This is a genomic window from Paenibacillus tritici (genome assembly GCF_013204885.1).
In the GTDB taxonomy this organism is placed as follows: domain Bacteria; phylum Bacillota; class Bacilli; order Paenibacillales; family Paenibacillaceae; genus Paenibacillus_AQ; species Paenibacillus_AQ tritici.
This window is the reverse complement of the sequence record NZ_JABMKX010000026.1, coordinates 1-25,161: the sequence shown is the minus strand read 5'-3', so window position 1 is coordinate 25,161 and position 25,161 is coordinate 1. Positions and strand designations below refer to the sequence as shown.

At 49.8% G+C, this 25,161-nt stretch carries 19 protein-coding genes and 16 tRNA genes; 6 read left to right on the top strand and 29 right to left on the bottom strand.

Annotated elements, in window-relative coordinates:
- Window positions 1-45: 45 nt before the first annotated feature.
- From HQN87_RS29765 to HQN87_RS29750, 4 genes are all read right to left on the bottom strand, one after another.
- Complete coding sequence (locus HQN87_RS29765) at window positions 46-981, bottom strand: ABC transporter permease (protein ID WP_173140582.1); 936 nt, start codon at window positions 979-981, stop codon at window positions 46-48.
- Window positions 978-2,024, bottom strand: a complete 1,047-nt coding sequence (locus HQN87_RS29760; RefSeq protein WP_173140580.1) for an ABC transporter permease — start codon at window positions 2,022-2,024, stop codon at window positions 978-980. The genes HQN87_RS29765 and HQN87_RS29760 overlap by 4 nt, the downstream gene beginning before the upstream one ends.
- Window positions 2,017-3,579 carry an ABC transporter ATP-binding protein gene (locus HQN87_RS29755; RefSeq protein WP_173140578.1) on the bottom strand — a complete coding sequence of 521 codons (1,563 nt, stop codon included), beginning with the start codon at window positions 3,577-3,579 and terminating at the stop codon, window positions 2,017-2,019. The genes HQN87_RS29760 and HQN87_RS29755 overlap by 8 nt, the downstream gene beginning before the upstream one ends.
- Window positions 3,580-3,720: 141 nt before the next feature.
- Window positions 3,721-4,857: a BMP family ABC transporter substrate-binding protein gene (locus HQN87_RS29750; protein WP_173140576.1), complete on the bottom strand. Its 1,137-nt coding sequence runs from the start codon at window positions 4,855-4,857 to the stop codon at window positions 3,721-3,723.
- A 326-nt stretch (window positions 4,858-5,183) separates the two neighbouring features.
- Here HQN87_RS29750 and HQN87_RS29745 point away from each other — a divergent pair, with 326 nt between their 5' ends.
- Together HQN87_RS29745 and HQN87_RS29740 are read left to right on the top strand one after the other, a co-directional pair.
- Window positions 5,184-5,939: an AraC family transcriptional regulator gene (locus HQN87_RS29745; protein WP_173140574.1), complete on the top strand. Its 756-nt coding sequence runs from the start codon at window positions 5,184-5,186 to the stop codon at window positions 5,937-5,939.
- 202 nt (window positions 5,940-6,141) lie between these two features.
- Window positions 6,142-8,382 (top strand): AraC family transcriptional regulator, encoded by a 2,241-nt coding sequence (locus tag HQN87_RS29740; protein WP_173140572.1) that lies wholly within the window; start codon window positions 6,142-6,144, stop codon window positions 8,380-8,382.
- A 448-nt stretch (window positions 8,383-8,830) separates the two neighbouring features.
- Here the strand turns inward: HQN87_RS29740 and HQN87_RS29735 are convergent, their stop codons facing one another.
- From HQN87_RS29735 to HQN87_RS29725, 3 genes are all read right to left on the bottom strand, one after another.
- The gene (locus tag HQN87_RS29735; RefSeq protein ID WP_173140570.1) at window positions 8,831-10,414 is read right to left on the bottom strand and encodes an extracellular solute-binding protein; all 1,584 of its coding nucleotides are present in this window, start codon (window positions 10,412-10,414) and stop codon (window positions 8,831-8,833) included.
- 111 nt (window positions 10,415-10,525) lie between these two features.
- On the bottom strand, window positions 10,526-11,419 hold the full coding sequence (locus tag HQN87_RS29730; protein WP_173140569.1) for a carbohydrate ABC transporter permease: 894 nt from the start codon (window positions 11,417-11,419) through the stop codon (window positions 10,526-10,528).
- 36 nt (window positions 11,420-11,455) lie between these two features.
- The gene (locus HQN87_RS29725) at window positions 11,456-12,322 is read right to left on the bottom strand and encodes an ABC transporter permease (protein WP_246553795.1); all 867 of its coding nucleotides are present in this window, start codon (window positions 12,320-12,322) and stop codon (window positions 11,456-11,458) included.
- 559 nt (window positions 12,323-12,881) lie between these two features.
- Between HQN87_RS29725 and HQN87_RS29720 the strand changes: the two genes are divergently transcribed.
- Window positions 12,882-13,763, top strand: a complete 882-nt coding sequence (locus HQN87_RS29720) for an AraC family transcriptional regulator (protein ID WP_173140565.1) — start codon at window positions 12,882-12,884, stop codon at window positions 13,761-13,763.
- 13 nt (window positions 13,764-13,776) lie between these two features.
- Here the strand turns inward: HQN87_RS29720 and HQN87_RS29715 are convergent, their stop codons facing one another.
- On the bottom strand, window positions 13,777-14,157 hold the full coding sequence (locus tag HQN87_RS29715; RefSeq protein WP_216857504.1) for a MerR family transcriptional regulator: 381 nt from the start codon (window positions 14,155-14,157) through the stop codon (window positions 13,777-13,779).
- A 156-nt stretch (window positions 14,158-14,313) separates the two neighbouring features.
- On the opposite strand from HQN87_RS29715, the gene HQN87_RS29710 reads away from it, so the two are divergent.
- Window positions 14,314-15,234, top strand: coding sequence for an aldo/keto reductase (locus HQN87_RS29710; RefSeq protein WP_173140563.1), 921 nt, complete (start codon window positions 14,314-14,316; stop codon window positions 15,232-15,234).
- A gap of 108 nt (window positions 15,235-15,342) precedes the next feature.
- Here the strand turns inward: HQN87_RS29710 and HQN87_RS29705 are convergent, their stop codons facing one another.
- Window positions 15,343-16,302, bottom strand: a complete 960-nt coding sequence (locus HQN87_RS29705; RefSeq protein ID WP_173140561.1) for a carotenoid biosynthesis protein — start codon at window positions 16,300-16,302, stop codon at window positions 15,343-15,345.
- Window positions 16,303-16,467: 165 nt separating this feature from the next.
- Between HQN87_RS29705 and HQN87_RS29700 the strand changes: the two genes are divergently transcribed.
- Window positions 16,468-17,037, top strand: coding sequence for a TetR/AcrR family transcriptional regulator (locus tag HQN87_RS29700; protein WP_216857503.1), 570 nt, complete (start codon window positions 16,468-16,470; stop codon window positions 17,035-17,037).
- A 219-nt stretch (window positions 17,038-17,256) separates the two neighbouring features.
- Window positions 17,257-18,234 (top strand): serine hydrolase domain-containing protein, encoded by a 978-nt coding sequence (locus HQN87_RS29695; RefSeq protein ID WP_173140559.1) that lies wholly within the window; start codon window positions 17,257-17,259, stop codon window positions 18,232-18,234.
- 94 nt (window positions 18,235-18,328) lie between these two features.
- Here the strand turns inward: HQN87_RS29695 and HQN87_RS29690 are convergent, their stop codons facing one another.
- The 20 genes from HQN87_RS29690 to HQN87_RS29595 form a co-directional block, all read right to left on the bottom strand.
- Entirely contained in the window at window positions 18,329-19,123 is a 795-nt protein-coding gene (locus HQN87_RS29690) for an ABC transporter ATP-binding protein (protein ID WP_173140557.1), read from the bottom strand.
- 9 nt (window positions 19,124-19,132) lie between these two features.
- Window positions 19,133-20,146, bottom strand: coding sequence for a FecCD family ABC transporter permease (locus HQN87_RS29685; RefSeq protein WP_173140555.1), 1,014 nt, complete (start codon window positions 20,144-20,146; stop codon window positions 19,133-19,135).
- Window positions 20,143-21,168: a FecCD family ABC transporter permease gene (locus HQN87_RS29680; RefSeq protein ID WP_173140553.1), complete on the bottom strand. Its 1,026-nt coding sequence runs from the start codon at window positions 21,166-21,168 to the stop codon at window positions 20,143-20,145. The genes HQN87_RS29685 and HQN87_RS29680 overlap by 4 nt, the downstream gene beginning before the upstream one ends.
- Before the next feature lie 17 nt (window positions 21,169-21,185).
- Window positions 21,186-23,153, bottom strand: coding sequence for a helix-turn-helix domain-containing protein (locus HQN87_RS29675; protein WP_173140551.1), 1,968 nt, complete (start codon window positions 23,151-23,153; stop codon window positions 21,186-21,188).
- A 257-nt stretch (window positions 23,154-23,410) separates the two neighbouring features.
- Window positions 23,411-23,489: transfer RNA gene (locus HQN87_RS29670), tRNA-Leu, on the bottom strand.
- Between the two features lie 29 nt (window positions 23,490-23,518).
- Window positions 23,519-23,592 (bottom strand) — tRNA-Cys (locus tag HQN87_RS29665).
- A 7-nt stretch (window positions 23,593-23,599) separates the two neighbouring features.
- Window positions 23,600-23,674, bottom strand: a tRNA-Gly gene (locus HQN87_RS29660).
- A 6-nt stretch (window positions 23,675-23,680) separates the two neighbouring features.
- Window positions 23,681-23,755: transfer RNA gene (locus HQN87_RS29655), tRNA-Gln, on the bottom strand.
- Between the two features lie 19 nt (window positions 23,756-23,774).
- Window positions 23,775-23,850, bottom strand: a tRNA-His gene (locus HQN87_RS29650).
- A gap of 48 nt (window positions 23,851-23,898) precedes the next feature.
- A tRNA-His gene (locus tag HQN87_RS29645) sits at window positions 23,899-23,974 on the bottom strand.
- Between the two features lie 27 nt (window positions 23,975-24,001).
- A tRNA-Trp gene (locus HQN87_RS29640) sits at window positions 24,002-24,075 on the bottom strand.
- Window positions 24,076-24,080: 5 nt separating this feature from the next.
- A tRNA-Tyr gene (locus HQN87_RS29635) sits at window positions 24,081-24,166 on the bottom strand.
- 6 nt (window positions 24,167-24,172) lie between these two features.
- A tRNA-Thr gene (locus HQN87_RS29630) sits at window positions 24,173-24,248 on the bottom strand.
- 15 nt (window positions 24,249-24,263) lie between these two features.
- A tRNA-Phe gene (locus HQN87_RS29625) sits at window positions 24,264-24,339 on the bottom strand.
- Window positions 24,340-24,476: 137 nt separating this feature from the next.
- Window positions 24,477-24,554 (bottom strand) — tRNA-Asp (locus HQN87_RS29620).
- 7 nt (window positions 24,555-24,561) lie between these two features.
- A tRNA-Met gene (locus HQN87_RS29615) sits at window positions 24,562-24,635 on the bottom strand.
- Window positions 24,636-24,669: 34 nt separating this feature from the next.
- Window positions 24,670-24,745, bottom strand: a tRNA-Val gene (locus HQN87_RS29610).
- A gap of 20 nt (window positions 24,746-24,765) precedes the next feature.
- Window positions 24,766-24,840, bottom strand: a tRNA-Glu gene (locus tag HQN87_RS29605).
- A 23-nt stretch (window positions 24,841-24,863) separates the two neighbouring features.
- Window positions 24,864-24,953: transfer RNA gene (locus HQN87_RS29600), tRNA-Ser, on the bottom strand.
- 3 nt (window positions 24,954-24,956) lie between these two features.
- Window positions 24,957-25,032, bottom strand: a tRNA-Asn gene (locus tag HQN87_RS29595).
- Window positions 25,033-25,161 lie beyond the last annotated feature (129 nt).

Below are 25,161 nucleotides of genomic sequence, written 5' to 3'. Positions count from 1 at the left end.
CTTCATCGTCACTGCGGTGAATTTGGACTTTCTAATATATTTCGTTTATTTAGCCGTCGTCTTCAGCTTCCTGTTCTTCTTCCGCGTCTCTGAGACCGCGTAGATGATCAGACCGATCACCGTTGCCACATAAGGAAGCGTAGCAATCAGCTCAGCCGGAATCTTCAGCACCTGCAGAGCATTGGAGAGCGCATCAGCTGCCCCGAACAGCAAGGAGGTCAGCGCTGTACCTACAGTTGTACTCCGGCCCATGGACTCTGCAGCAATCGCGATCCAGCCCCGGCCGGCAATCATATCACGGGTGAACAGTGACAAATACCCCATCGACATATAAGCTCCGCCCAGACTGGCAAAGAAGCCGCTGAGCAGCAGCGCACTGTACTGGATACGCACCACACTGACTCCGACGGACTGGGCCGCATGGGGATTCTCACCCACCGAGCGGATACGCAGCCCCAGCGGCGTACGGTTCAGCAGATAATAGACCACAAGTACAGACAGGATAGAGAAATACGTCAGAATATGGTGTCCCGACAGAATCGGCCCCAGCACCGGAATATCCCTCAGGAGCGGAATCTCTATACTCGGCAGCACTTTACTCGCCAGGGAGGTGGAGGAACCCTTGTCCCCGCTGAGCAGATACAGAATAAACACCGTTCCCCCTGAAGCGAACATATTGATCGCCACACCGCCGAGAATGATGTGGGTCTTGAATTTCAAGGTAAAGAAAGCCAGAATCCCGGCAATAAGCGTCCCCGATAATACTGCGCCCAGCAGCCCGACCCAGGCACTTTGCGTATACGCGCTCACAATGACCCCGGCCAGCGCCGAGACCAGCATAATCCCTTCCATCCCGATATTGATGATTCCTGCACGGTTCGAGATGAGCGCCCCCAGCGCTGCGAACAGAATCGGCGTAGTCACACGCAGTACAGAGAAGGCAAAATCCGTCGTCAGAATGACATTCAGCAGACTGTTCATGCTTCCTTCGCCTCCTTCAGCAGCATGCGGTTCTTCCAGAACTTAAGGAACTGCTCCGCAGAGATCAACAGGATAATTACAGCCTGAATGATCGAGATCATCTCGGACGGCACATCGGACAGGCGCGCCATCATGTCGGCGCCTATACGGATATAGGCCAGGAAGAGCGCCGAGACAATGACAGAGAGCGGATTATTCTTGGCCAGCATGGCCACCAGCGCACCATCCATACCGTAGCCCGGCAAGGAGGTCCATTGAAACCGGCTGTACATCCCAAGCACTTCCACCGAGCCGCCCATACCGGCAATGAACCCGGCAATCAGATGGACCATAATGATGACCTTGGCTGTCTTCATGCCTGAATAACGGGCGAATTCCCGGTTGACCCCGGTCATACGCAGCTCATACCCCCACTTGGTCCGGTAGAGGAACAGGTGGGCCAGCACAATAAGCACCAGTACGATAATAAGTCCGGTATGAATCCGTGTACCTGTGAACAGCTTGCTCAGCTGTGCCGTCTTCTCGAATTTAAAAGATACATTGGCGAAGGCCTTGGCATCCCGCAGATGATAGTTAAGCAGGTACAGCCCCACCCCAAACAGAATATTATTGAACATCAGCGAAGTCACCAGTTCGTTGGCATTCCACTTCGCCTTGAGAATGCCGGGAATGGCTGAGAGCAGCGCTCCCACAATCGAGCCGGCGAGGATCGCCACCAGCGGATGCAGCCAGCTGTTCAGGCTAAGATGAATCGCCAGTACCGTGGTCACAACACCGGAGAAGTAGAAGATCCCTTCCGCCCCCAGGTTGAACATATTGGCCCGGAACAGCAGGGAGACGGCAAGTCCGGTGAACATCAGCGGAATAGCCATCTCAATGACATTCCCGATATGCCCCTTCGTGGACAACGGCTCCCAGAGGAAGATGCCTATCGTCTTCACCGGGTGGTCACTGACCAGCGAGATGACCAGGAACGCGATAACCAGTGCAATGATAATGACTGCTGCCGTCCGGATTGCCTCGAAATATTTTACTCTAAACATGATTTACGGCCCTCCCGGTCTGCTCTTTGTCCTGCCGGTTGATCCCCAGCATATAGAGCCCCAGCTCTTCCTCACTGACAGCCGAAGGATGATCGAAATATGCCACGATCTGACCCTCATACATGACAAGAAGACTGTCGCTCAGTTCCAGAATTTCATTCAGATCCGCCGATACCAGCAGGGTGGCACAATTCCCCGAACGCAGCTCCAGCAGCTTCTGATGGATGAACTGGGCAGCCCCGATATCGACACCCCGGGTCGGCTGCTCCGCGATCAGCAGCTGCGGATTCGTTGAGCATTCCCTGGCCACGACCACCTTCTGCATGTTGCCGCCGGACAGCATCCCAATCGGCTGCTGCGGACCGGAGCAGCGCACTTTGAATTCCTCCACCAGGGCTGAGGCCAGCGCGGCGATTTTGGAACCGTGAAGAAAAGGCCCCTTATTCATATCCTTCTGGCGGTACCGCGTAGAGATCAGGTTGTCGGCAATGCTGGCCTCTCCGGCCGAGCCTTGACGCATCCGGTCCTCAGGGATATAAGAGACTCCCAGGTTACGGATATCCAGAATATCCAGCTCGCGGATCTCCTCCCCCTTCACCCGTACCGATCCGCTGCCGGTAACACCGCGGAGACCGCCGGTCAGCGCTTCAATAAGCTGAGTCTGTCCGTTCCCCTCCACGCCGGCAATGCCGACGATCTGTCCTTCACGGACCGAGAAGCTGATCTCCGAGAGCAGCGCTTTGCCCTGACTGTCGGATACATTCAGCCTGTCTACCGTAAGCACCGGCTTGCCATGAGGTATAGTGCTCTTGTCGTACTTCAGCACAACATCCCGGCCGACCATCAGCCGTGAGATTTCCTGCTCGGTCACTTCACGGGTCTCGAAGACCCCTTCGCTTCTGCCGCCGCGCATGATGGTGATCCGGTCACAGATCGCCTTGACCTCCTTCAGCTTGTGCGAGATGAACACAATCGTGTGCCCTTGCTCCTTCAGCTGCTGAAGCTCGCGGAACAGCTCCTCCGTCTCCTGCGGAGTCAGCACGGCTGTAGGCTCGTCAAGAATGAGGATTTTGGCCCCGCGCACCAGTGCCTTCAGAATCTCCACCTTCTGCTTCATGCCGACGCTTAAGTCCTCCACCTTGGCCTTGGCATTCACCGCGAGGTTATATTTACGCGCCGTGGCCTCCGTCAGACGTACAGCTTCACCAACATTGAAGCCCACCCCTTTGCGCGGCTCCATGCCCAGCACCATATTCTCGGCCACTGTAAAAGAAGGCACCAGCATGAAATGCTGATGGACCATACCGATGCCGCGGTCAATCGCGTCCTGCGGGGACTGCAGCTTCACCTGTTCCCCCCGGATGTAGAGCTCGCCTTCACTGGGCGACTCCATGCCGAACATAATCTTCATCAGAGTCGATTTACCGGCTCCGTTCTCACCCGCAATCGCATGGATCTCCCCCTCACGCAGGGAGAATTCAACGTCCTTGTTGGCTACTACGCCGTTCGGATATACTTTGGTGATTCCCCGCATTTCCAGCAGAGCATTTGCCATGGGTCATCATCGCCTTTCAACTTGGGTGATCTGCAAAAATAGGCAGCGGAAGCCCTTCCTAAGAGAAGAGCCTCCATCTGCAGACTGCCTGTTTCCATTCAAGCCAAATATTTTATTCAAGCCAAAATTCTATTCATGTCCTTAAGGTTTAACAGCATTACGGATCGCTTCGACTTCAGAGGTTTCCATGCCCATAGCATTATCCACCTTAATTTCCTTATTGATCAGCTTCTGCTTCACTTCTTCAATCTTGGTCTGCAGCTCTGCCGGGAACGCTTCCTTGTAGATCTCATTCTCGGCAATGCCCACGCCGTCTTCGACGAAGCCAAGCACATCACGTTTGCCCATCTCCAGTGTCCCGTCTTGCAGCTTCTTCACTGCGCCAAGGATGGCGGAGTCGATCTTTTTGATCGCAGAGGTAACGATCAGGTTCGCTTTCACACTATCTGTATCCTTCAGCAGCATGGCCTGGTCAGAATCGACGCCAATCGCATATTTACTTTTTTCCTTCGCAGCATCGAAGATGCCCAGTCCCGTACCCCCGGCTACGTTGAAAATAATATCCACCCCGGAGTTGTACTGGATCAGCGACAATTCCTTGCCCTTGGCCGGGTTCACGAAATCTCCGGCATAGGATACCGCTACCTTCACCTCAGGATCAACATATTGTGCTCCCTGGATGTACCCCACCAGGAAAGCATTGATCCCGGGGATGTCCATTCCGCCCAGGAATCCGATTACGTTGTCCTTGTTGGCATTAGCCATATCGGACTGGGTAGCCAATGCCGCTGCCGCTCCGGCCAGGAACGATACCTCATTGGTCGAATAGGACATGTTGTACATATTTTCAGGTGCTTCTTCAATGTCAGTGTCGTAGTTGATGAATTTTTTATCCGGATTGGCTTCTGCGGTCGCATTGAACATTTCCGTAATTTCCGAGCCGCCCGAGATGACAACATCCCAATCCTCGGCAGCGATATCATTGAACGTCGGCTCCCATTTCGTCTTGTCCGCGCCCATTTCCACCACTTTGGTTTCCGCGCCAAGCTCGCTTTTCACTTTTTGCAGACCATTGTTCGCCGCATCAAAAAACGACTTGTCCCCCAGTGTCCCCGGAATCAGCAGCACAACCTTGAGCTTGTCCCCCGCAGTCGCGCCTCCGCCTTCCGCATTCGTACCTGGAGTGGCTGTATTTCCATTACCGGACTTGCTGTTTCCGCATGCAGTGACCAGTACCATAACCGCCAGCAGCAATAAAGTGAGCATTTTCTTGTTCATCTCTTAAGTTCACACCCCTGTTTGTAATGGATCAACCCTGTGAAGTAGCATAAAATCCCAGTTACACGTTTTGTTGGTCCCATCCAATCGGGTACCATGAATAACTGAATGTTGAAATTCTGAAAATTAGCATTTTACTCTGAAAACCAAACATTTCATGTTACATTTCGTCAAAAAACCGTGAAATATCCGAACAAGATGGCCAGTCCAGTTGAGAATCTTCGGTTTTATTGATAAGATCATATCAAATGAAAACATAAATATTTATATATTTTCGGTCAACTTTTTGTACGATTCGGCTAAATGACCAGGAATGGAGGCTCATCATGGATCGTGTCCTATATATTGTAAATGCAGAGCACGAGGCAGGTACGTATATCCCCCCGCATCAGCATGAATGCTTCGAGCTTGTGTATTACATTCAGGGTCAGGGAACCTGCAGCATCGGTCAGCGCAGCTATCATTTCCGGCCCTCTACCTTTGCCCTGATTCCGGCGGGCTTCAAGCATGACGAGAATCACCAGCCCAGCCCGGAGGTGCTGTTCGTCGGTTTTCACTGCGGGAATCCGGTGATCAACTCGCTGTCCGGTGTTTTTGACGATGATAAGGAGCATACCGTCCTTCAGACCCTGCAGCGGATGAATGCAGAATTCAAGCGCAAGCGCGACGGGTTCACCGAGCTGCTGAATCTGCAGATGAGCGAAATTACCGTCTATCTGCAGCGGCTGCTGAGCGCCTCGGACTTCCATTCCCCGGCAGAGGATCAGATGCAGTATGTGCTGAATTATATGAACGAGCATTACCGTCACAAGCTTTCGGTAGCCTCCCTGGCAGAGATGTCCGGTTACAGCTACGATCGCTTCAGGCATCTGTTCAAGGAGAGATTTCAGCATTCGCCACACCGTTATCTTTTACTAAAACGCCTGGATTATGCCAAGTCGCTCCTGCTCCACAGCCAAATGCACATATCCGAGGTCTCTGCGGCGGCCGGATTCGTCAATGATGCCCAGTTCTGCAATATGTTCAAAAGAGAGATCGGCCTCTCCCCGCGCACCTTCCGTATTCAAAGCAGAGTCATGTAGGATAGATAGAGCCATCCCCCGCTCTGGTAGCTTTTGTACACCAATCTTGCATTTGTTCACTGCCCGGCGGCCCGGTCTGTTCACTGATGTTATCTTGTTCCACTGTCCTGTTCATAGCTTGAAGCTTATAATCGTACTATGAACAATTCGGATGAGAACAGTACCTGCATGAACAGACAGTAAGTCAGGGGGGCTACTTGAGATGAGACTGAACAAGATCGGCAACCAACGGGCACTATACAGCAGATTATTAATTAGCATTACGCTTTGCGTCTCCTTAACCTTCCTTGTCTCCACCATCATCTATTACAACTACTATATCGGCGTCGAGAAGAAGCAGACCTTCCAGTCGGATCTTGGCAACCTCACGCAGACCAGCAGGGAAGTCGTCAACATGACCGATGCTGCGCAATCGCTTTCTTTTCAAATTTACCGTAACAGCACCATCTCCAAAATTGTGTTCTATGACAAGCCCGATATCTATGATGTCACAGCGGCCATGTCCGAGCTGGGCAACTATCTGAGCTCCATGCCATATATCGAATCTATTTATGTATATAATCCCAAGGGCGGGCAGCTGTATATCGCTTCCTCCCATGGCCAGAACGGTGTATTTACCGAGCAGGAGCTGGTGGACACCTCCATTCTGGATATCCTGAGCCATTATCAGAACTACAGAGCGTTCACTCCGATTCCCAGAGTATATTCCAATGGGGCGCAGGAGAATGATCAGGTGCGTGCTTACACCTTCCTGTGTCTGGATGCCATCGGCTGGGACCGGGCCATTAATTCGGCGGTTATCGTCAATATTTCAGCCCCATGGATCAACAAAGAAATCGCCAGTCCCGCGGATTCAACCAGCTCCACTTACATTTTGGACGATCAGGGCGCCTTCCTGTCCAGCAACAGCCTGAAGCAGCAGGAACTCACTCCAGAAGAGGCCGGATTCATTGAACAGCGGATCAAAGGCAAAGAAGCCGGTTATTTCATCGCTCCCTTCGGAGGCGTGAACTCGCTGATCTCGTATACGGCACCGGATGACCTAAGCTGGCAATATGTACGGATTACACCCTATGAAATCATTACGCAGCAGACCAACACTATCCGCAACACCACCCTGCTCATTGCAGCCCTTGTTCTGGTGGCCGGTATCGGTCTCTCCTGGATTATGTCCAGAAGCCTCTATCTGCCGATTGACCGGATTGTCAGCGAGATGAATATTCTCGAAACAGAGAAACGCGACAGCATGTTCATGATCCGGCAAAATACACTGCGCGACCTGATTCTTGGCCTGAAGCCCCTGCAGTCCATGCAGCAGGTGGAGAAGCTGCGCCAGCTCGGGATTCACTTCACCTTCAATAATGATTACCGCCTGATTCTGCTCCGGATTGATCATTACCAGGCGTTCAGGGAAGCCCGTTCCTCCTACCTGCTGGCCTCGAAGTTTGCCATTATGAACATCGCTTCGGAGATTTGCGGCCAGACCTACCGCGTCGAGACTGTGGATATGAACGATGACGGCATCCTGGTGCTGCTGAATATAGTCGATCCCGTGGAATACACGGATACCGGCCTGATTGAGGCGCTGCTCCGGCAGATTCAGCAGGCCTGCTCCGATTATCTGAAGCTGAGCCTTACACTAACCTATAGTCATATTGACCGTAACGCCACTCAGCTTCACCAGCTCTATAAGCAGGTCCGTGAGGCGTCGAATCACCGCCTGTTCTATGGACATGGCTGTATCATTAAGGCCCAGGACATCTGTGCGCTGGAGTCCAGCACTTATCATTATCCCGCCGATAAAGAGAAGAAGCTGGCCGACGCGCTGCTGAGCGGTAAGCTGGATGACGCCGCCGAGCAGTTCAGCAGCATCATCCGGGAGACGGAAGCCTTCCCCTTCCAGACCGTTCAGCTAACCGTATCCAGACTCAGCGTGACCGTCCGGGAGCTTGTGAATACCGTACAGACACGTAACCGCTTACAATACGATGGACTTCACGAGCTGCCTGGTCTGGAATCCGTTGAGACCCTTGCCGAGCTGGAGGAGGCCTTCTCTACCCTCTTCCATACCTTGCAGGAGCAGCTCGCCGGTAAAAAAAACGCCAAGCAGCATGATCTGATCTGCCAGATTAACGCCAAGATCAACGAGGATTACATGAAACCCCACCTTAGCCTTAACCAGATCGCCGATGAGCTGAATATGTCTCCCATCTACGTCAGCCGCCTCTACAAGCAGCAGACCCTGAACAGCATCGTCGATGTCATTCTGGAGGTGCGGATGCGGGAGGTCTGCGTCCTGCTGGAGAACACCGACCTGCCCGTAACCGCGATTGCCGAGCGCTGCGGCTTCACCAGCAGCTCTTACCTGCACCGGATGTTCAAGCGCAGCTTCGGCACGACGCCTACGGATTACCGGCGGTTAAAGAGTGCGCGGATGAACTAAGGTTGCTTTGGTGGAACACCAAGCCATCCTTTGCCTTGCCTTGGCCCTTGACCTTGCTTTGGTGGAACACCAAGCCTGCTGTTCGCTTTGCCTTGCAGTTGCTGTGTGTGGAACACTAGCCCGTCTCCAGATACATGGAGACGGGCTTCTGCTCTCCCCTCCTGCCCCGGAGGCCTTAGGGCTGACGCGGCCTCCGCGGCTGAGGTCTCGTTGCGCCGAGCGCTTAAACAGCGGAGAAAACGGAATGAATGTGGAGAAGCGGAGCGTTCGCCTTTGTGTCCGGATTTTCACCGCTAAGGTAAAATCAAAAAATCCGGACACAACAGCGATCGGAACATCATTCCGTTTTCGGAGCGTCCACCCAAGCGCCCAAGCACCAACCTGCGCCCCAAGCGCGCCCGCCACAGCAAAAAGCCCCAAAAGCCATACGGCTTCCGGGGCACCACCTCTACTTTACATAAGCTTCCCACTGCTTCGTCCACTCCGTCTGGATCTTCTCCAGGCCAGCCTGCTTGGCCTTCTGCATGAAGGTCTCCAGGCCCTTATCCACATCATCCACGAGTCCGGCTTCCAGAGGGAACAGGTACTGCTTCTCAACCTGCTCCAGCGCGGCCTTCTCCGCCTGATAGGAGGTGTAGTCTTCGGCGAAGCCTAGGAACAAATCCGGCTTCTGGATTTTGTCCAGCTCATCAAAGATGGCCTTCACCCCGTCGAAGCCCTTATCCAACAGCATGAATTCCGGGTTTCTCCACGCCCAGCCGTTCATACCCTCACGAGTGAAGCCATTCGATGTACTGGTGCCGACCAGCTTGTAATACCCATCCTCTACAGTGTAGTTCTTGCCTTCAATTCCGTATTGCGTCAGCTGGTTATACCGTTTATCCAGAACCATCTTCTGATAGAAGGCCAGCGCTCTTTCCGGGTTTTTGCTGCTCTTGGGAATAGCGAACCCGTTATGAATCGGATGTACAGGTGTAGCATAACCGGTGGTTAAGCCGAAGGGAGAGTACGCCAGCTCCCAATCCGGATGGGTGGTGCTGATCTTCATCTTCATATCATTGAAGCGGTTAGGGTTATCCCCGAACATACTGGCCGCTTTACCTGAAGTAACCGGGTCCTGCATCGTATCCTTGATGTTCAGCACGTTCTTCGGAATGAAGCCTTTGTCTGCCCAGCGCTTCATCATTTGGAGCTCTTCTTTTTGCTCATCGGAACCCCAGTAGGAGTATACCGTCGTAGGTGAATCATACTTCACACCCATGCCGTACGGCAGAGCGCCGATCATTTTATGCAGCTCCGTATAGATATAGTGCAGGTTATTGCCCACATCACTGTTCAGTGACATCGTCATCATATCCGGCTCATTTTTGGCGATGCCGTCCATATAGGCCTCATAGCTGGCCAAGTCCTTGGGCTCCGGAAGATTATATTTCTTGCGCAGATCCTCGCGGTAGACAAAGCCGTTCGTTACATATTCTTTGAAGGTGGCAGGAACCGTGTAGATTTTACCGTCCACCTTCACATCCTCCCACATCGGCGCAGGAACGAATTGTTGCAGCTCGGGAGCCGCCTTAGGGAGCAGATCATCCAGTGCCAGGAAGGCACCGCGCTTCGCATAGGATTGATATTGAGTCCAGTCCGCGGTAAAAATCAAATCAATCGCCTGGCCGGAGGACAGCAGCAGCTTATATTTCTGATCCCAGTCCGTCCAGCTGGTGTAGTTGAACTTCACGGTAGCATTCAGCTCTTCCTGGGCCATCTTGTTGATCTCAGCCTGAATCGCCGGAAGATCCTTCGGAGCATCGCCGAGCATGTAGAATTGCAGCTCCACCTTCTTCGAGGTGTCGATACCGGTATCCGCTCCTGTGGCTGCAGCCCCCTGTGTTGCGGCCGCAGTGCCGGGGTTGCTGTCCGTCCCGGTGCTGCCGGTGCTTCCATTACTGTTGCCCCCGCCGCATCCCGCCAGAAGCGATAGAGCGAGCACGCCTGTTGTAAGCGTTACCAGAGATTTTCTGCCTGCTTTCTTTCTCATAAATGAACCCTCCTAAAAGTTTTGTGAGCCTATACTTCCCCGCCCTGGCATGTAACTCTATGTTAGCCGAAATAACAGATATACGGTAAGGGTACATTCTGTCAGATGGTTCTAACCTTTTACCGCCCCGATTGTCAGCCCCTTCACGAAATAACGCTGAATAAACGGATACAGGAACAGAATCGGACCCGTAACTACAATGGCCATCGCCATCTTGGTAGATTCCGTAGGCAGATCACTGCCCAGGCTGACCCCGGTACCCGCGCCCATATTAGCGATGAAGGATGCCGAGTTAATTACATTGTACAAGTGGAACTGCAGCTGATATTTATGCGGATCATTGATGAACAGTGAGGAGGAGAACCAGTCATTCCAGTAAGCCAGAGCCAGGAACAGACCTACAGTAGCGATGCCGGGCATCGAGAGCTGCAGCACAATGCGCCAGTATATTTTGAAATCCCCCGCCCCGTCCATCTTGGCCGATTCGAACAGCTCCTCCGGAACAGCCGAACGGATGAAATTCTTCATCAGAATAATGAGGAACGGCGTCATCAGCCCCGGAAAGATCAGCGCCCCGTAAGAGTCCGTCAGATGCAGGTATTTGGTGATCATAATGTACCAGGGCACCAGCCCCCCGCCGAACAGGGTCGTGAAGTAAATATAGAAGGAGAAGGTATTGCGGTATTTGAAATCCTTACGGGCCAGCACATAACCAGCCATAGTCATAAAAAACAGCCCCAGCGTCGTCCCTATCACCGTAGTAAACAGCGTCACCCCATACGCCCGCAGCACCTCATCGGGGAATGTGAATACCGTCTTGTAGCCCTCCAGCGAGAACTGCGCCGGTATGAAATGATAACCGTCCTTGATAATGGAATCATTGGCCGTCAGGGAGGCGGAAATGATCAGCAGGAACGGAATCAGACAGGCCAGCGAGCCCAGGATAATAACCGTGTAGGCCACTCCCTGCAATAGCCGGGTATAATGATCGTCTTTGATAGTCATGCTCTTCTTCTCCTTCCGCGTCAAGTTCAGCACCTTCTAGAACAACGCGTAATCGTCATTTATTTTACGGATAATATAGTTGACCGTCATGATCAGGAAGAAGCCGAACAGCGATTGATACAGACCGGCCGCAGTAGCCATCCCGACATCGAAGGTCACCTTCAGCGAGCGGAACACATACGTATCCAGAATATCTGTTGTATTGTACAGCACCCCGTTATTGCCGATCAGCTGGTAAAAGAGGTCAAATTGACCCTTCATAATACTTCCCAGCGAGAACAGCAGCAGCATGACAAAAGTCGATTTCAGCATCGGCACCGTGATATACCAGATCCGCTGAAAGATATGCGCTCCGTCGATTTTGGCCGCTTCATAATATTCCTCGCTGATGCCCGTGATGGATGCCAGGTAGATCACCATGCTGTAGCCGAGATTTTTCCACAGATAAAAGAGAATAATCAGCAAAATCCAGATGACCGGATTATTGTAGACATCTACAGGATTCGCCCCGAATTGCGACAGCAGCGTATTGAGGAAACCGTTATCATAATTGAACACGTTGTAGACGATAACACTCAGTATAACGAACGAGACGAAATACGGCAGGAACATCACCGATTGGGTCAGCTTCTTGAACCATTTCACCCGCAGCTCACTGAGCAGAATAGCACAGACAATCGCCAGCACGTTCCCCAGCAGGATGAAGGCCAGGTTGTAGCCGATCGTATTGAGCGTCAGCTTCACCAGCGTCCCGGATCTCCAGAGGAATTCAAAGTTCTTCAGCCCCACAAAGGGAGCGTTGAACAGCCCGGAATTGAAGTCAAATTGCGTGAATGCATAATACACCCCGACCATCGGAAAATACGAATTAACCAGGAAAAACAGCAGTGTGGGCAGCAGCATCAGGAACAGCACCCGGTTATGGACCAGCTCATGCCAAAAGCCCTTCTTCCTTCCCTTACGGGTGCCGGACACGATCTGCGGCGATAGCCCGCCCGTTCCCTTCAATGGAAGCTGGGTGACGAGCAGTATACCGGACTTGCGTTTGCGGTGTCTCAAAGCCTTCACTCTCCTCCTATGCCTATATAAGTTGCCGCGGTACCGGTCCGAAGCCTCCGCCCTTGATGGCCCTTATGGCTTCGTCCAATGGATGACCCCAGTATAGAAGCTGTGGCCTGCGGCTGAATAGTGAAGCTTCCGGCTATTCCTGTATTTTATTGCCAACTGGGCTGTGCACATATCATACTTTTGTGCAGTAACTGCAGCTGAACGCAAATAAGCCCCGGAATGCGCTCTTGATCAGAGCAGCATCCGGGGGTAAAGATCTGTATAGGCCACAGAGAGGGCAGATTTGCGATTTAAACTTGCTTGAATTAAATTATAGGTGATATACTCGGGAAAATGTACTAATTCTCCAATCTAAACTTTCATTATCTAAACCATGCTTCAGGAGGCCATCCTAATGAATCCGCTTCTATTCCGTATCCCTCCCCTGCCGCATTACATTGCCAGCGGCTTCAATCACTGCCAGCCCGGCTATCAGCACCGGAGCCGCCAGCATATCAAGGTATTTGATCTGCTGGTAGTCCGGCAAGGCAGCTTATATATCGGCGAAGAGGATCAGCGGTTCGTCGTGAAGGAAGGCGATGCCTTAATTCTGCGCCCGGACTGCCACCACTTCGGAACCGGAGGCTGCAAGGAGGAGACCTCCTACTATTGGCTTCACTTCCAGACCTTCCATGACTCACCTCCATTATCCGTAGCCGGACCGGATTCCGGTAATCCCAACGAATCTGCAGGAGAGCTTCCTGCCTCATTCTTCAATATCAGCTCATTTCATCTGCTGTTATCGCAGTTTGTCACCCTGCTTCAGCCGGACAAGGTATATGAGGTATTGACCCGGCTGGAGCAACTGCAGGACACCGCTCACCTCGAAGCCGTCCGTTTCAGCCAGCAGATTCTCTTCCAGGATATTCTGCAGCACCTGGCCGCCTCTGTGAACCCGGAGCACCGCAGCTCCCAGTCTACTGTATGTGCCGAGCAGGCTGCTTCTTATCTCCGTGCCCACTACCGTGAAGAGATCACTACAGCCATGCTGGGAGACAGCCTTAACTTTCATCCGGTCTATATCGCCCGCTGTATGAACAAGGAATATGGCTGTTCGCCCATGGAGTATCTGCTCCGCTACCGGATCGGCCAGAGCAAGCTGCTGCTTATGCAGACCAGCTTCCCTATCGCCCGGATTGCCGAGGAGGTCGGCTTCAACCAGGCCTCTTATTTCAGCTCCAGCTTCATGAAGCTGGAAGGGTTATCGCCGCGGGAATACCGCCAGCGTTTCTCATGAGACAGGCCAGGAATCAGGAATTTGCTGCTTTTGCCTCATTCGCCAAGGAGGAGAAATAAGCGATTTTATGATCTATTTTCTGGGCAAAGCTCTGAAAGAACTGAATCTTCTCCTCTATATGCTGTTTATGCTCCTGCAGTAACCTGCATTGGTCGGACAACGCATCGCTGCCTTCCTTCGAAAGAGCAATGAATTGCTTAATATCGGCAATCGCCATTCCGGTATCCTTGAGACAGCAAATTAACGAAATCAGCTCCAGATCCTCATCATCGAAACACCGGTTGCCGTTAACATCCCTTGCCACAACCGGCAATACGCCCTCCCGTTCGTAGTAACGCAGCGTATATTGGCTCAGTCCACTTTTTTGTGCTATGGTTTTGATGCTGTATCCCATCAGTATAACTCCTTTCCGGGTAAAGCTTTGCTGGCTTCACTTATAAAATACCACTGATCCGTTTCTATGAAAAGGCTCTCTATAATTCTATTGACTTACACCTAACTCTAAGGTCTAAGCTGAAGACAGTACTTTCATTGAAGGAGTGAATAATTAATGGTAAAAAGAATTAACGTGGCTAATGGTGCACTTGAAGTGGCTGAGATTTCACTAGGCTGTATGCGGATTGCAGATTTATCGCCAAAAGAGGCCGAAGTACACATTCATAGCGCTCTTGAAGTTGGCATAGACTTTTTTGACCATGCTGACATTTATGCCGGCGGTAAAGCTGAAGAAGTGTTCGGCAACGTTCTGGCTGCCAATCCCGGCATGCGGGACCGGATGATGATTCAGGCCAAATGCGGTATCCGCAACGGCTTCTTCGACTTCTCCAAAGAGCATATTGTAACTTCGGTTGAGAACAGCCTGAAGCGGTTACAGACCGATTATGTCGATGTACTTCTCCTTCACCGCCCTGACACGCTGATGGAGCCGGAGGAAGTAGCGGAAGCCTTCGATGATCTGGAGCGCAGAGGTCTGGTCAAGCACTTTGGGGTGAGCAACCAGAACCCGTTGCAGATTGAATTGCTGAAGAAGAACGTTAAGCAGCCCCTGCTCTTCAATCAGCTTCAGCTCAGCATTATGGTTACCGGCATGATTGACTCCGGCTTCAATGTCAATATGACCAACGCCGGTTCTGTAGTCCATGACGGAGGCATCCTGGAATACAGCCGTCTGCATGACATGACCATCCAGCCTTGGTCCCCGTTCCAGCATGGATTCTTTGAAGGTGTATTCCTCGGCAACGAGAGATTCCCCAAGGTCAATGAAGTAATTGACCGTCTCGCTGCGGACAAGGGTGTAGCCGATACGGCTATCGCTATCGCCTGGCTGCTTCGCCATCCGGCCCGTATGCAGCCGATTGTCGGCACTACCAACACGGCCCGTCTGCTCGATATCGCCAAAGCCTCTGACATTACCCTCAGCCGCCAGGAATGGTACGAGATTTACCGCGCTGCCGGAAATGTGCTGCCATAACGAAGAAGCAAGGTTAGATTGGTTATACGCATTTAGGACTGGAGCTTCCAAGAAAACACCGCTGGCTTTAGACGAAAGAGGTCTAAAGTCTGGCGGTGTTTTCTTTAACTACTTCGCGATCGGACTTGCTTTTTTACCCATCTTATAAATTCCAATCCAGGCTAACATTAATAAGATCTGAGCCAGAACGACCAGCCACAATACTTCCGTGAAACCTCCTATCAGGCAAAATATTGTATTAACCAGTGGGAACCCCAAGAAAGTAAACATGATCGGAAAATCTTTTTTGGGAGTGATTGAATAAATAACCTTCCGGTCCCAGAACTTTAGGAAAGCTAATGCTAAAACTCCGATTGTAATTACAGAAAGTGCAATCAAATTCACCCATTGCATATTAGAGGTTCTTTCGAAGAACGGCCCCATATAGTTAAAAAAGTTAGATAAAGGTGAGAACATACAAGCCAATGACGCAATGGCCGCCAGAAACGGATAGATGTAACCAACGGATTTACTGTAGCCTTTCTTTTTATGCCACCATTCCCCAATTAGAATAAAGACTGTCCAATACCCCGCTATATAAATCCATCCTGTAAAATTCATCACTGGTTCCCCATAGATTTGAGGTTCACCGGCCAGCGGATAATAAGTCCATCTTGCAATGCTTCCTTCCATGGTCTGAAATACCTGTTTAACGGCCACCGGGTCCAATGAAAAGTCAAACACCATAGCGCTTAATCCCGTAATAAATGGTTTCGTCCATGATGGTATATTTATAGACTTTAGAACACGCAAAGTGGAATAAATGATCAGAAACTCAATAATAGGGACAGTAATCGGTATATTAAATAACATTAAAATACTCCGCCCATATGCGTAGAAACCTTCCCCAAGCGATGACGCAGTAATTTCAAAAACGGCTGCGTAAAAAAACACAAAACCTATAAATTGCAGTAGAACCGTTTTAGGATGTGTTTCTTTATCAAGGATATAGAAAACCATTAGAACAGCAGCTATTAAGACGATAATGTCTTGAATAATCCATACAGGCACTACAGTTATATCACTCATTTTTTCCCTCCATTTAGTTTAATTTGAATCGAATGTTCAAATAAATTATAATATCACTGTGTTAGTAAAACAACAGGCTGTTCGTTTGACTTCTGTTAGTTATCATACAAATCACATTAGATTTGTTCATTTATTATTTCATTATTTTAAATTTGGGAGGATAATATGTCAGACAAAAAAACAGATCACAGAGTGAGGTATACAAAAATGGTTATAAAAGAAAGCTTGTTGAAGCTTTTGACAGAACAGTCTATCAATAAAATTACAGTAACCGACATTTGCAGAGAAGCAAATATTAATCGCAACACCTTTTATTCACACTATGCGAATCAGTTTGAGCTTCTTGCAATGATCGAAAATGATCTTTACGAAGAAATTAAGCAAGTTGGGATTAGTTCTTCAAACCCTCAAAAGCTATCTTATGAATTATGTAAATATATAAAAGCGAATAAAACGATATGTGAGGTTCTGTTCTCAGAGCATGGCGATAAAGAATTATTAGAAAGAATCCTTTATATCAGTCACGATTTAACCATTGAGCGATGGAAGCAGGAATTAAAATATTATGATCCACAATTGTTTGAGTCCTGGTATACGTTTGCCGCTCATGGCAGTATAGCCATTATTAAAAAGTGGGTGAGCAGCGGTCTGAAGGAAAGCCCAGGTAAAGTTGCAGCTTTTATTGATAAAGCCACAGAGGCAGTCTCCAAAGCATTTTATGCCGAAGAATTATAAATCATTTCATTCTATTCCTTCAGCCGCCAGGAATGGTACGAGATTTACCGCGCTGCCGGAAACCTGCTGCCATAAGGCAAAGCATCTGTATGACAAAACCCGCACACCTCCTCTTTAGTATAGGGGGTGTGCGGGTTTTTTTATCGCTTGCAAAAAATTTTATATCATCATACGCTTTTCACAGACATCGATGTACTTATATTTCGAAGGAGAACAAGGGTGAATAACAGAATTGAAAATTTCGAGAATCTGATTAAAACAGACTATGGCAATATTGCTGGTATTGTAGTACTGATCGGCAGCGAAAAGGTATATGAAAGCTATTTTGACGGCTACACCGCTTACGATACAATCCATGTTGCATCCGTGACCAAGAGCATTATTTCTGCACTTATCGGCATTGCCATAGATCAAGGCTTTATTAAAAGCATAGATCAGAATGTATTGGAATTTTTTCCGGATTACACGATCAAGCGCGGCGAAAAAACGATACAGGATATCACAATTAAAAATATGCTGACAATGACCGCACCGTATAAATACAAATCGGAGCCCTATACAAAGGTCTATACCAGCGGGGATTGGACCAAAGCTGCGATGGACTTGTTGGGTGGCAAAGACAATCCTGGAGAATTCAAGTATTCCACAATCGGCATACAGGTCCTGTCGGGAATCCTCACCCATGCAACAGGCCAATCTGTACTTCATTTTGCCACCGATCATCTGTTTGAACCGCTTGGCATTAAAGCACCCGCCAGTGCAATGATCCATTGCAAAGAAGATTATTTGGCTTTCCTCAAAAATAAACATGTAAGCGGTTGGATGATGGACCCTATAGGCACCCATACTGCCGGTTGGGGGCTTGCCTTAACCGCCATGGATATGGCAAAAATCGGCCAAATGTACTTAAATCAAGGATGCTGGAACGGCAGACAAATTCTATCCTCAACATGGATCAAAGACAGCACCCAAGAAAGCAGCCGATGGGGAGATTTACCGTACGGATATTTATGGTGGATTGTTAGCAATGAGGGATTAGGTTGTTATGCGGCTTTGGGCGACGGCGGAAATGTGATTTTCGTAAATCCCGCGAAGAAAATGGTAGTTGCGATTGCTTCCCGTTTCATGCCGCGTGCGAAGGACCGAATCGAATTAATTAGAACGTATATTTCACCGTTGTTTGAAGAGAATCAGTGAGGTAAAGTCTCGCAGGTTTTTTCGCAGAAGAGGAGTCAAAAACCCGCGAAAAGCCTTGTGAAATAAAGGTTTTTCGCGGGTTTTCATGTTTTTATCAACGATGATCACGCAACAGCTCGTACGTCACATACACCGGTCGTCCTGTTCGTGGTTCAAGCATAATTTCGGCATCAATGGCAAACACCTCACGCAGCGTCTGTACCGTCATTACGCGCTCTGGCGAGCCATGCTCCACCACTTGGCCCTCACGGATTGCCACCATGTAGTCGGAGAAGCGTGCTGCCAGATTCAGGTCATGCAGCACCATCACAATCGTCACCTGCTGACTTCGATTCAGTTCAAATAGCAGCTCCAGCACTTCAAGCTGATGCGCCAGGTCCAGATAGGTGGTCGGTTCATCCAGCAGGATCAGATCAGTCTGCTGGGCGAGCGCCATCGCAATCCATACGCGCTGACGCTGACCGCCAGATAGTGTATCCACCTCACGATGCTCAAACGCAGTAAGCTGTGTAACCGATAAGGCCCAGGTGACGACATGCTTATCCTCTTTGGAGAGCTTGCCGAAGCCCCGTTGATGAGGGAAACGCCCATAGGCGACTAATTGGCCAACCGTCAATCCGCTCGGTGCAGTCGGTGTCTGGGGCAGAATCGCCATCTGCTTGGCCACTTCCTTGGTGGTCAGCGTACCGATATCAGCTCCATTCAGATAGACCGCACCATTTTCCGTCTTGAGCAACCGGCCTACTGCCTTAAGTATGGTTGATTTACCGCATCCATTGGGACCAATAATCGAGGTAATCTGTCCGCGCGGAATCTGTAAATCCAGTTCTTGTACAATAAGCGTGTCATTATAGGCAATATCGAGTTGTTGCGCTGTAATACTATCCATGATGTCCTCCTAGTTAGCCTTCGCCAGCAGATACAGAAAGTACGGAACACTGATGACCGTAATGATGATTCCCGTCGGCACATCTCCTCCAAGGCTAACCGTGCGCGTAATCGTATCCGCAAGCACCACGATTAATCCCCCGGTCAGGCTGGCAGCCGGAACGAGCATTTTGTGATCGGGTCCGACCAGTTTTCTTGCCATGTGAGGAGCGATCAAGCCCACGAAGAAGAAGCTTCCGCCTACAGCCACACTGCCAGAGGATAAAGCAACAGCAGCGATCGACAACCCCAAGAACTGCCGCTTCACGGCAAGACCCAGCCCTTCTGCTGTCTGATTGCCCAGATGGAGAACATTCAGCATGCGAGACTTGTAGAAAATATAACCGAGTATAATCAAAACCAATGGTGCCAGTATGGAAATATAACGCCAATCATCGCCCCACAGACTCCCAGCCAGCCAGTTCAGCATAAAGTTCATCTGCGAATCATCCAGCTTGAGGGTCAGGAAGGTGGTCAGCGCCCCATATCCGCTTCCGAGCGCAACCCCGGTTAAGATCAAGCCGATGGGCGAGATGTCCCGGCCACGGCGATACGACAATAAGAAGATCAAGCCCGCCGCGAGCAGTCCGCCAACCAAAGCCAGCAGTGGCAGAGCAACAAAGGAACTCCTTCCTGTCGATGCGATGAATACGACGAACAACAGGACAAACAAGCCTGATCCCGAACTAATCCCCAGTGTTCCCGGACTAGCCATATCATTGCGCAGCAAACTCTGCATCACGACCCCTGCCGCTCCCATTCCCAGACCTACCAAGATCGACAATACGATTCGTGGCATTCGAAAATCAAACACAATCAGATTTTGCTTGTCGGTACCATTTCCCAGGAGAACATTCAGCACTTCCAGCGGTGAAAGATTCATCTTGCCTGAATTCATGCTAATGACCGCAAACATAAAGATAAGCACCAGTAGCACTACATTGACGATGATTCCCCGTTGCACCGTATAACGCTGCCTGATCATTCAAATTCCCTCCTTTGCCTGCGAGCCAGGAAGAGGAAGTACGGCACCCCAATGATAGAAAATATAATACCAATCGGTGTTTCGAATGGCTTATTGATCAAGCGGCCAGCCAGATCGGCTGATACCGTCAACAACGCACCATATATCGCAGCTGCCGGAATAATGTACCGGTAGTCGACACCCACCATATATCGCACCATATGCGGTGTAATCAGACCCACAAAACCAATCGGGCCAACCACAACAACAGCCAGTCCGGTCAGCACGAGCACAACAATCGTCGATAACCCTTTGACCAGTCCGCTGCGGATACCAAGTCCACTTGCCACCTCATCCCCCAAACTGAGCAGGGTAACAGAAGGAGATAACGCCAGAGCCAACAGAACACCACTAACAAACAGCGGAGAGATGATCAGTAATTCCTCCCACTTGGCCCCCGCTGTACTTCCTGATGTCCAGAACGCCAATGCTCTCCCCAGATTGTAATTGATCGCTAAATACTGACTGAGCGCGCCAAACAGCATGGAAATGGACAAACCTGCCAGTACCAGCCGCTGGGGCGTCATCCCTCGCTTGCCTAGTGACGCAACGAAGTAAGTGATCCCGGTGGCGAGCGCTGCCCCCAGACAAGCCAACAGCATCATCTGCCCATACGAATAACCCGGCATGAAGGCCAGGCAGCATGCAATTGCGAAGGCTGCCCCAGAGCTGATCCCCATCAGTCCGGAGTCGGCCAGCGGATTGCGCGTCGTCCCCTGCATGATCGCACCACAAACTGCAAGGCTGCATCCGACAATCAAATCAGCTACGGTACGCGGAAGACGCAGGGTCTGAATAATTTGATGCTCAGTGAGTGTTGGATCAAATCGGAAAATAGCCTCCCATGCAGTTGCTAACCTCATATCGGCGGCGCCGAAGCTAATCGACGCCGCCGATATGAGAACCGTTAACCCAAGCCCTACCACCATATACATGGTGAATTTAATCGCCCCGCGGCGTTTTTGTTGAGGCTTGTTTGTCATTATATTTCCCAATCCCCTTATTTCGCTAATGCCAGCAATTGATTCACAATATGATCTATCAATGCACTGGAAGTCATTATATCAGTGGACCAAGATAGCGATGAACCCACCATTACGATCCGATTTTGTTGCACAGCCGGTAGCAATTTCCAGATTGCCTGATCAGCAGGAACTTCCGTATCTCCTAAAGCGATCAAGTAATCCCCCATGTAAGCAGGCAGAGCCTCCATAGAGACTTCTCCCCAATATTTATCTGCAGCAATGATATCAGATTGGACTTTTGGCGGTGCCTTCATTTGAAGTTCATTATAGATAAGCACACCCACTGCATGTTTGGCTCCAGCGACGGAGCTACTTTTATCACTGAATTCTCCTAGAGTCACTGTCTTGTCTGAAAGGCCTGCATTTGTAAAAGCCAGCTTCGCTTCTTCAATTTTGCTCGCATAAGCATTCAACACAGCCTCAGCCTCCTCCGGCTTATTCAAAATATCGCCCATAAAACGGATTCGCTCTTCTGTAGTCATATCACCATAAGGAACATAAATGGTTGGAGCAATTTTGGATAGATCATCATAATTCTCTTCGCCCCAGGCTAAGATGATTAAATCAGGCTCAAGACTCATCACATCTTCCGGCTCCATCTTTATGTTAACAGAATCTTTAATCTGGTTAGAATATACAGCCTCTGTCTCCCCCCTTGTCGCTCTCGCAACACCTAGTGGAGTTACACCTAAAGCCACCACATCACCAACCAGATAATCGACTACAACACGCTGAGGGTTGCTAGGTACCTCAACATCACCTTTTACTGTGGATATCGTTCTGGTCTGCGAGGCTGCTTCGGAAGCTTTCGTCTCCGGTACTTCCGTTTGCTTCGACTGTTGTGTCTCTGCGGGCGGATTCACCGTTCCCCTGTTATTCACTGGCGTCCCCGACGTACATGCCGTTAACAACAGCATCAAGCTCATCGCCGCCGCAAAGAGCATTTCTTTACTTCTAACTTGTCCAAACATGCTTGATTCCCCATCTCTATGAGACTTGACCAGATTCGCCAGTTCCCTCTCATTGTAATGAATATGAGAATCATTATCAATACCATCAACCTGCATAGATAGTGCGTTTATTTTCCGGTAATCACTCGGCGTCATTTTGTAATACTTCTTAAACATCCGAAACAGGTTCTTCTCATCCACAAAGCCGGTTCCTGCTGCGATTTCTTTAATGGTTGCTTCTGTATTCTTTAAGCCATGGCAGGCAGCTTCTATCCTCCTCTGAATGAGGTACTCCTGTAAGCTCATCCCTTCCTTCTTTTTGAAGAGCCGCGTCAATTGCCCGCCGCTAATTCCAAACATATCGGCAATTTCTTTAAACATAATCGGCTCTCTATAATGTTTATCAAGATACACCTTCGTAGAAAGGGATGGATCTGGCTGGAGATACCGGACCTCACCCTCCTCAAAATCTCTGTACACCCCATGAATCAATTGATATAGAAAACTTTTGGCCTGCAACTGATTCATCGCCTTGCCGCCGTTCCAGGCATTCATCATCTGTTGGAACAAATCGAGGACCAAGATGGGGTTACTTGGCGTATAACCATACTGTTGAACAAATGGATTCACCTGATCCAGTAATTGCTGCAGATACCTTTTGAGAAAAAGAGGTGATTCTGCTTTATAAAACACCATAAAGGTCCTCACACTCTCTCCTGTAGGCGAAATGCTAAGCAGGCTCCCCTTCCCGCCGTGAACCAAACCGAAACGTTCTATACCAAATGCGGTTTCATTCAGTTGAATTTGCGCTTCTCCTCCACATGCATAGATAAACATGCTACTAGGCATTTTGTAATGTTCCAAGGGGTATTGGGATACTATATTCTGAACACGCACATCTATTAAAGTAATGATCGAACGTGCCCATATACGGGCCATCGTATCAATGATCTCTGGTGTAACCATCTGGCTTACCTCTGCTTTTTCTTGCACCAACCCGCACTCCCTCATCTCACTTATTTCTAATTTATAAATCTAAATTATTATCACTCTAATATATATCATCCCAATATTATGATTTTGATTATCATTATCATTTATAATAGATCAAGTATATCATCATTTGGTGATCTTTGAATCCAAATTCCAAATTGATAATTCGGTGGCTCCTTGGCCGCCAGCTATATGGGCAAGAACGCAAAAAAAGTCCACCAGATAATGTATCTGATGGACTCTTAGCTTTAATATAATACCGGCGAGAGGACTCGAACCTCCACGGTTTCCCACTCGATTTTGAGTCGAGCGCGTCTGCCATTCCGCCACGCCGGCGTATTCATTGATTAGTTCAAAAATAAAAATGGAGGTGCCACCCAGATTTGAACTGGGGATAAAGCTTTTGCAGAGCTTTGCCTTACCACTTGGCTATGGCACCAAAATAATGGAGCGGACGACGGGAATCGAACCCGCGACCCTCGCCTTGGCAAGGCGATGCTCTACCGCTGAGCCACGTCCGCATATAATGGCTGGGGATATAGGAATCGAACCTATGAATGACGGAGTCAAAGTCCGTTGCCTTACCGCTTGGCTAATCCCCAATAAGTTGTTGAATAAAAATGGGGCGACTGATGGGTCTCGAACCCACGAATGCCGGAACCACAATCCGGTGCGTTAACCCCTTCGCCACAGTCGCCATATTAAGCTTTTTGAATGATATGCCTTATAATTCTTATAAAAGAAATGGGGCGACCGATGGGTCTCGAACCCACGAATGCCGGAACCACAATCCGGTGCGTTAACCCCTTCGCCACGGTCGCCATATTAAGCTTTTATAGGAAATTACTTGGCAGGGGCAGCAGGAATTGAACCCACACCAACGGTTTTGGAGACCGTTGTTCTACCTTTAAACTATGCCCCTAAAAATGGTGGAGGCTGATGGATTCGAACCACCGAACACGTACGTGAGCAGATTTACAGTCTGATGCGTTTGGCCACTTCGCTAAGCCTCCACGGGATGGTGCCGGCGAGAGGACTTGAACCCCCAACCTACTGATTACAAGTCAGTTGCTCTACCAATTGAGCTACACCGGCATATTAAATTGTGTATGGTGGCGCGGGAGGGAATCGAACCCCCGACACAAGGATTTTCAGTCCTTTGCTCTACCGACTGAGCTACCGAGCCATATAAGTTATTTCATAAAGATAAAGATGGCGGAACCGACGGGATACTCTTCACTTCGTTACGAGATTGCGAAGTATTCCTTACGATGCCTATGCTTCAACGAACCCAGGGAATTCTCATCCCTTAAGCCATTAAAATGGCGGAACCGACGGGATTCGAACCCGCGATCTCCTGCGTGACAGGCAGGCATGTTAGGCCAACTACACCACGGTTCCAAAACAATTGCGGGGGCAGGATTTGAACCTGCGGCCTTCGGGTTATGAGCCCGACGAGCTACCGGGCTGCTCCACCCCGCGTCATTGGTAAAGATCTATTCAGTTAAATCATAGATGGTGGAGGCTGAGGGGTTCGAACCCCCGACCCTCTGCTTGTAAGGCAGATGCTCTCCCAGCTGAGCTAAGCCTCCATGTATCAGTTCCAAAAAAATGGTGACTCGTATGGGATTCGAACCCATGTTACCTCCGTGAAAGGGAGGTGTCTTAACCCCTTGACCAACGAGCCATGCTGTATAAAAAGTATTGCTACGGAGAGAGAGGGATTCGAACCCTCGAGACGCTTGTGGCGCCTACACGATTTCCAATCGTGCTCCTTCGGCCAAACTCGGACACCTCTCCATATGGCTCCCCGAACAGGACTCGAACCTGTGACAACTCGATTAACAGTCGAGTGCTCTACCAACTGAGCTATCAGGGAATATACATCAGGCTTGATCGCCTGAAAACTGAATCCGAAACGAATTTGTGTGTTAGTGTATTTGGATAAGCCCTCGACCGATTAGTATTGGTCAGCTCCATGCATTGCTGCACTTCCACCTCCAACCTA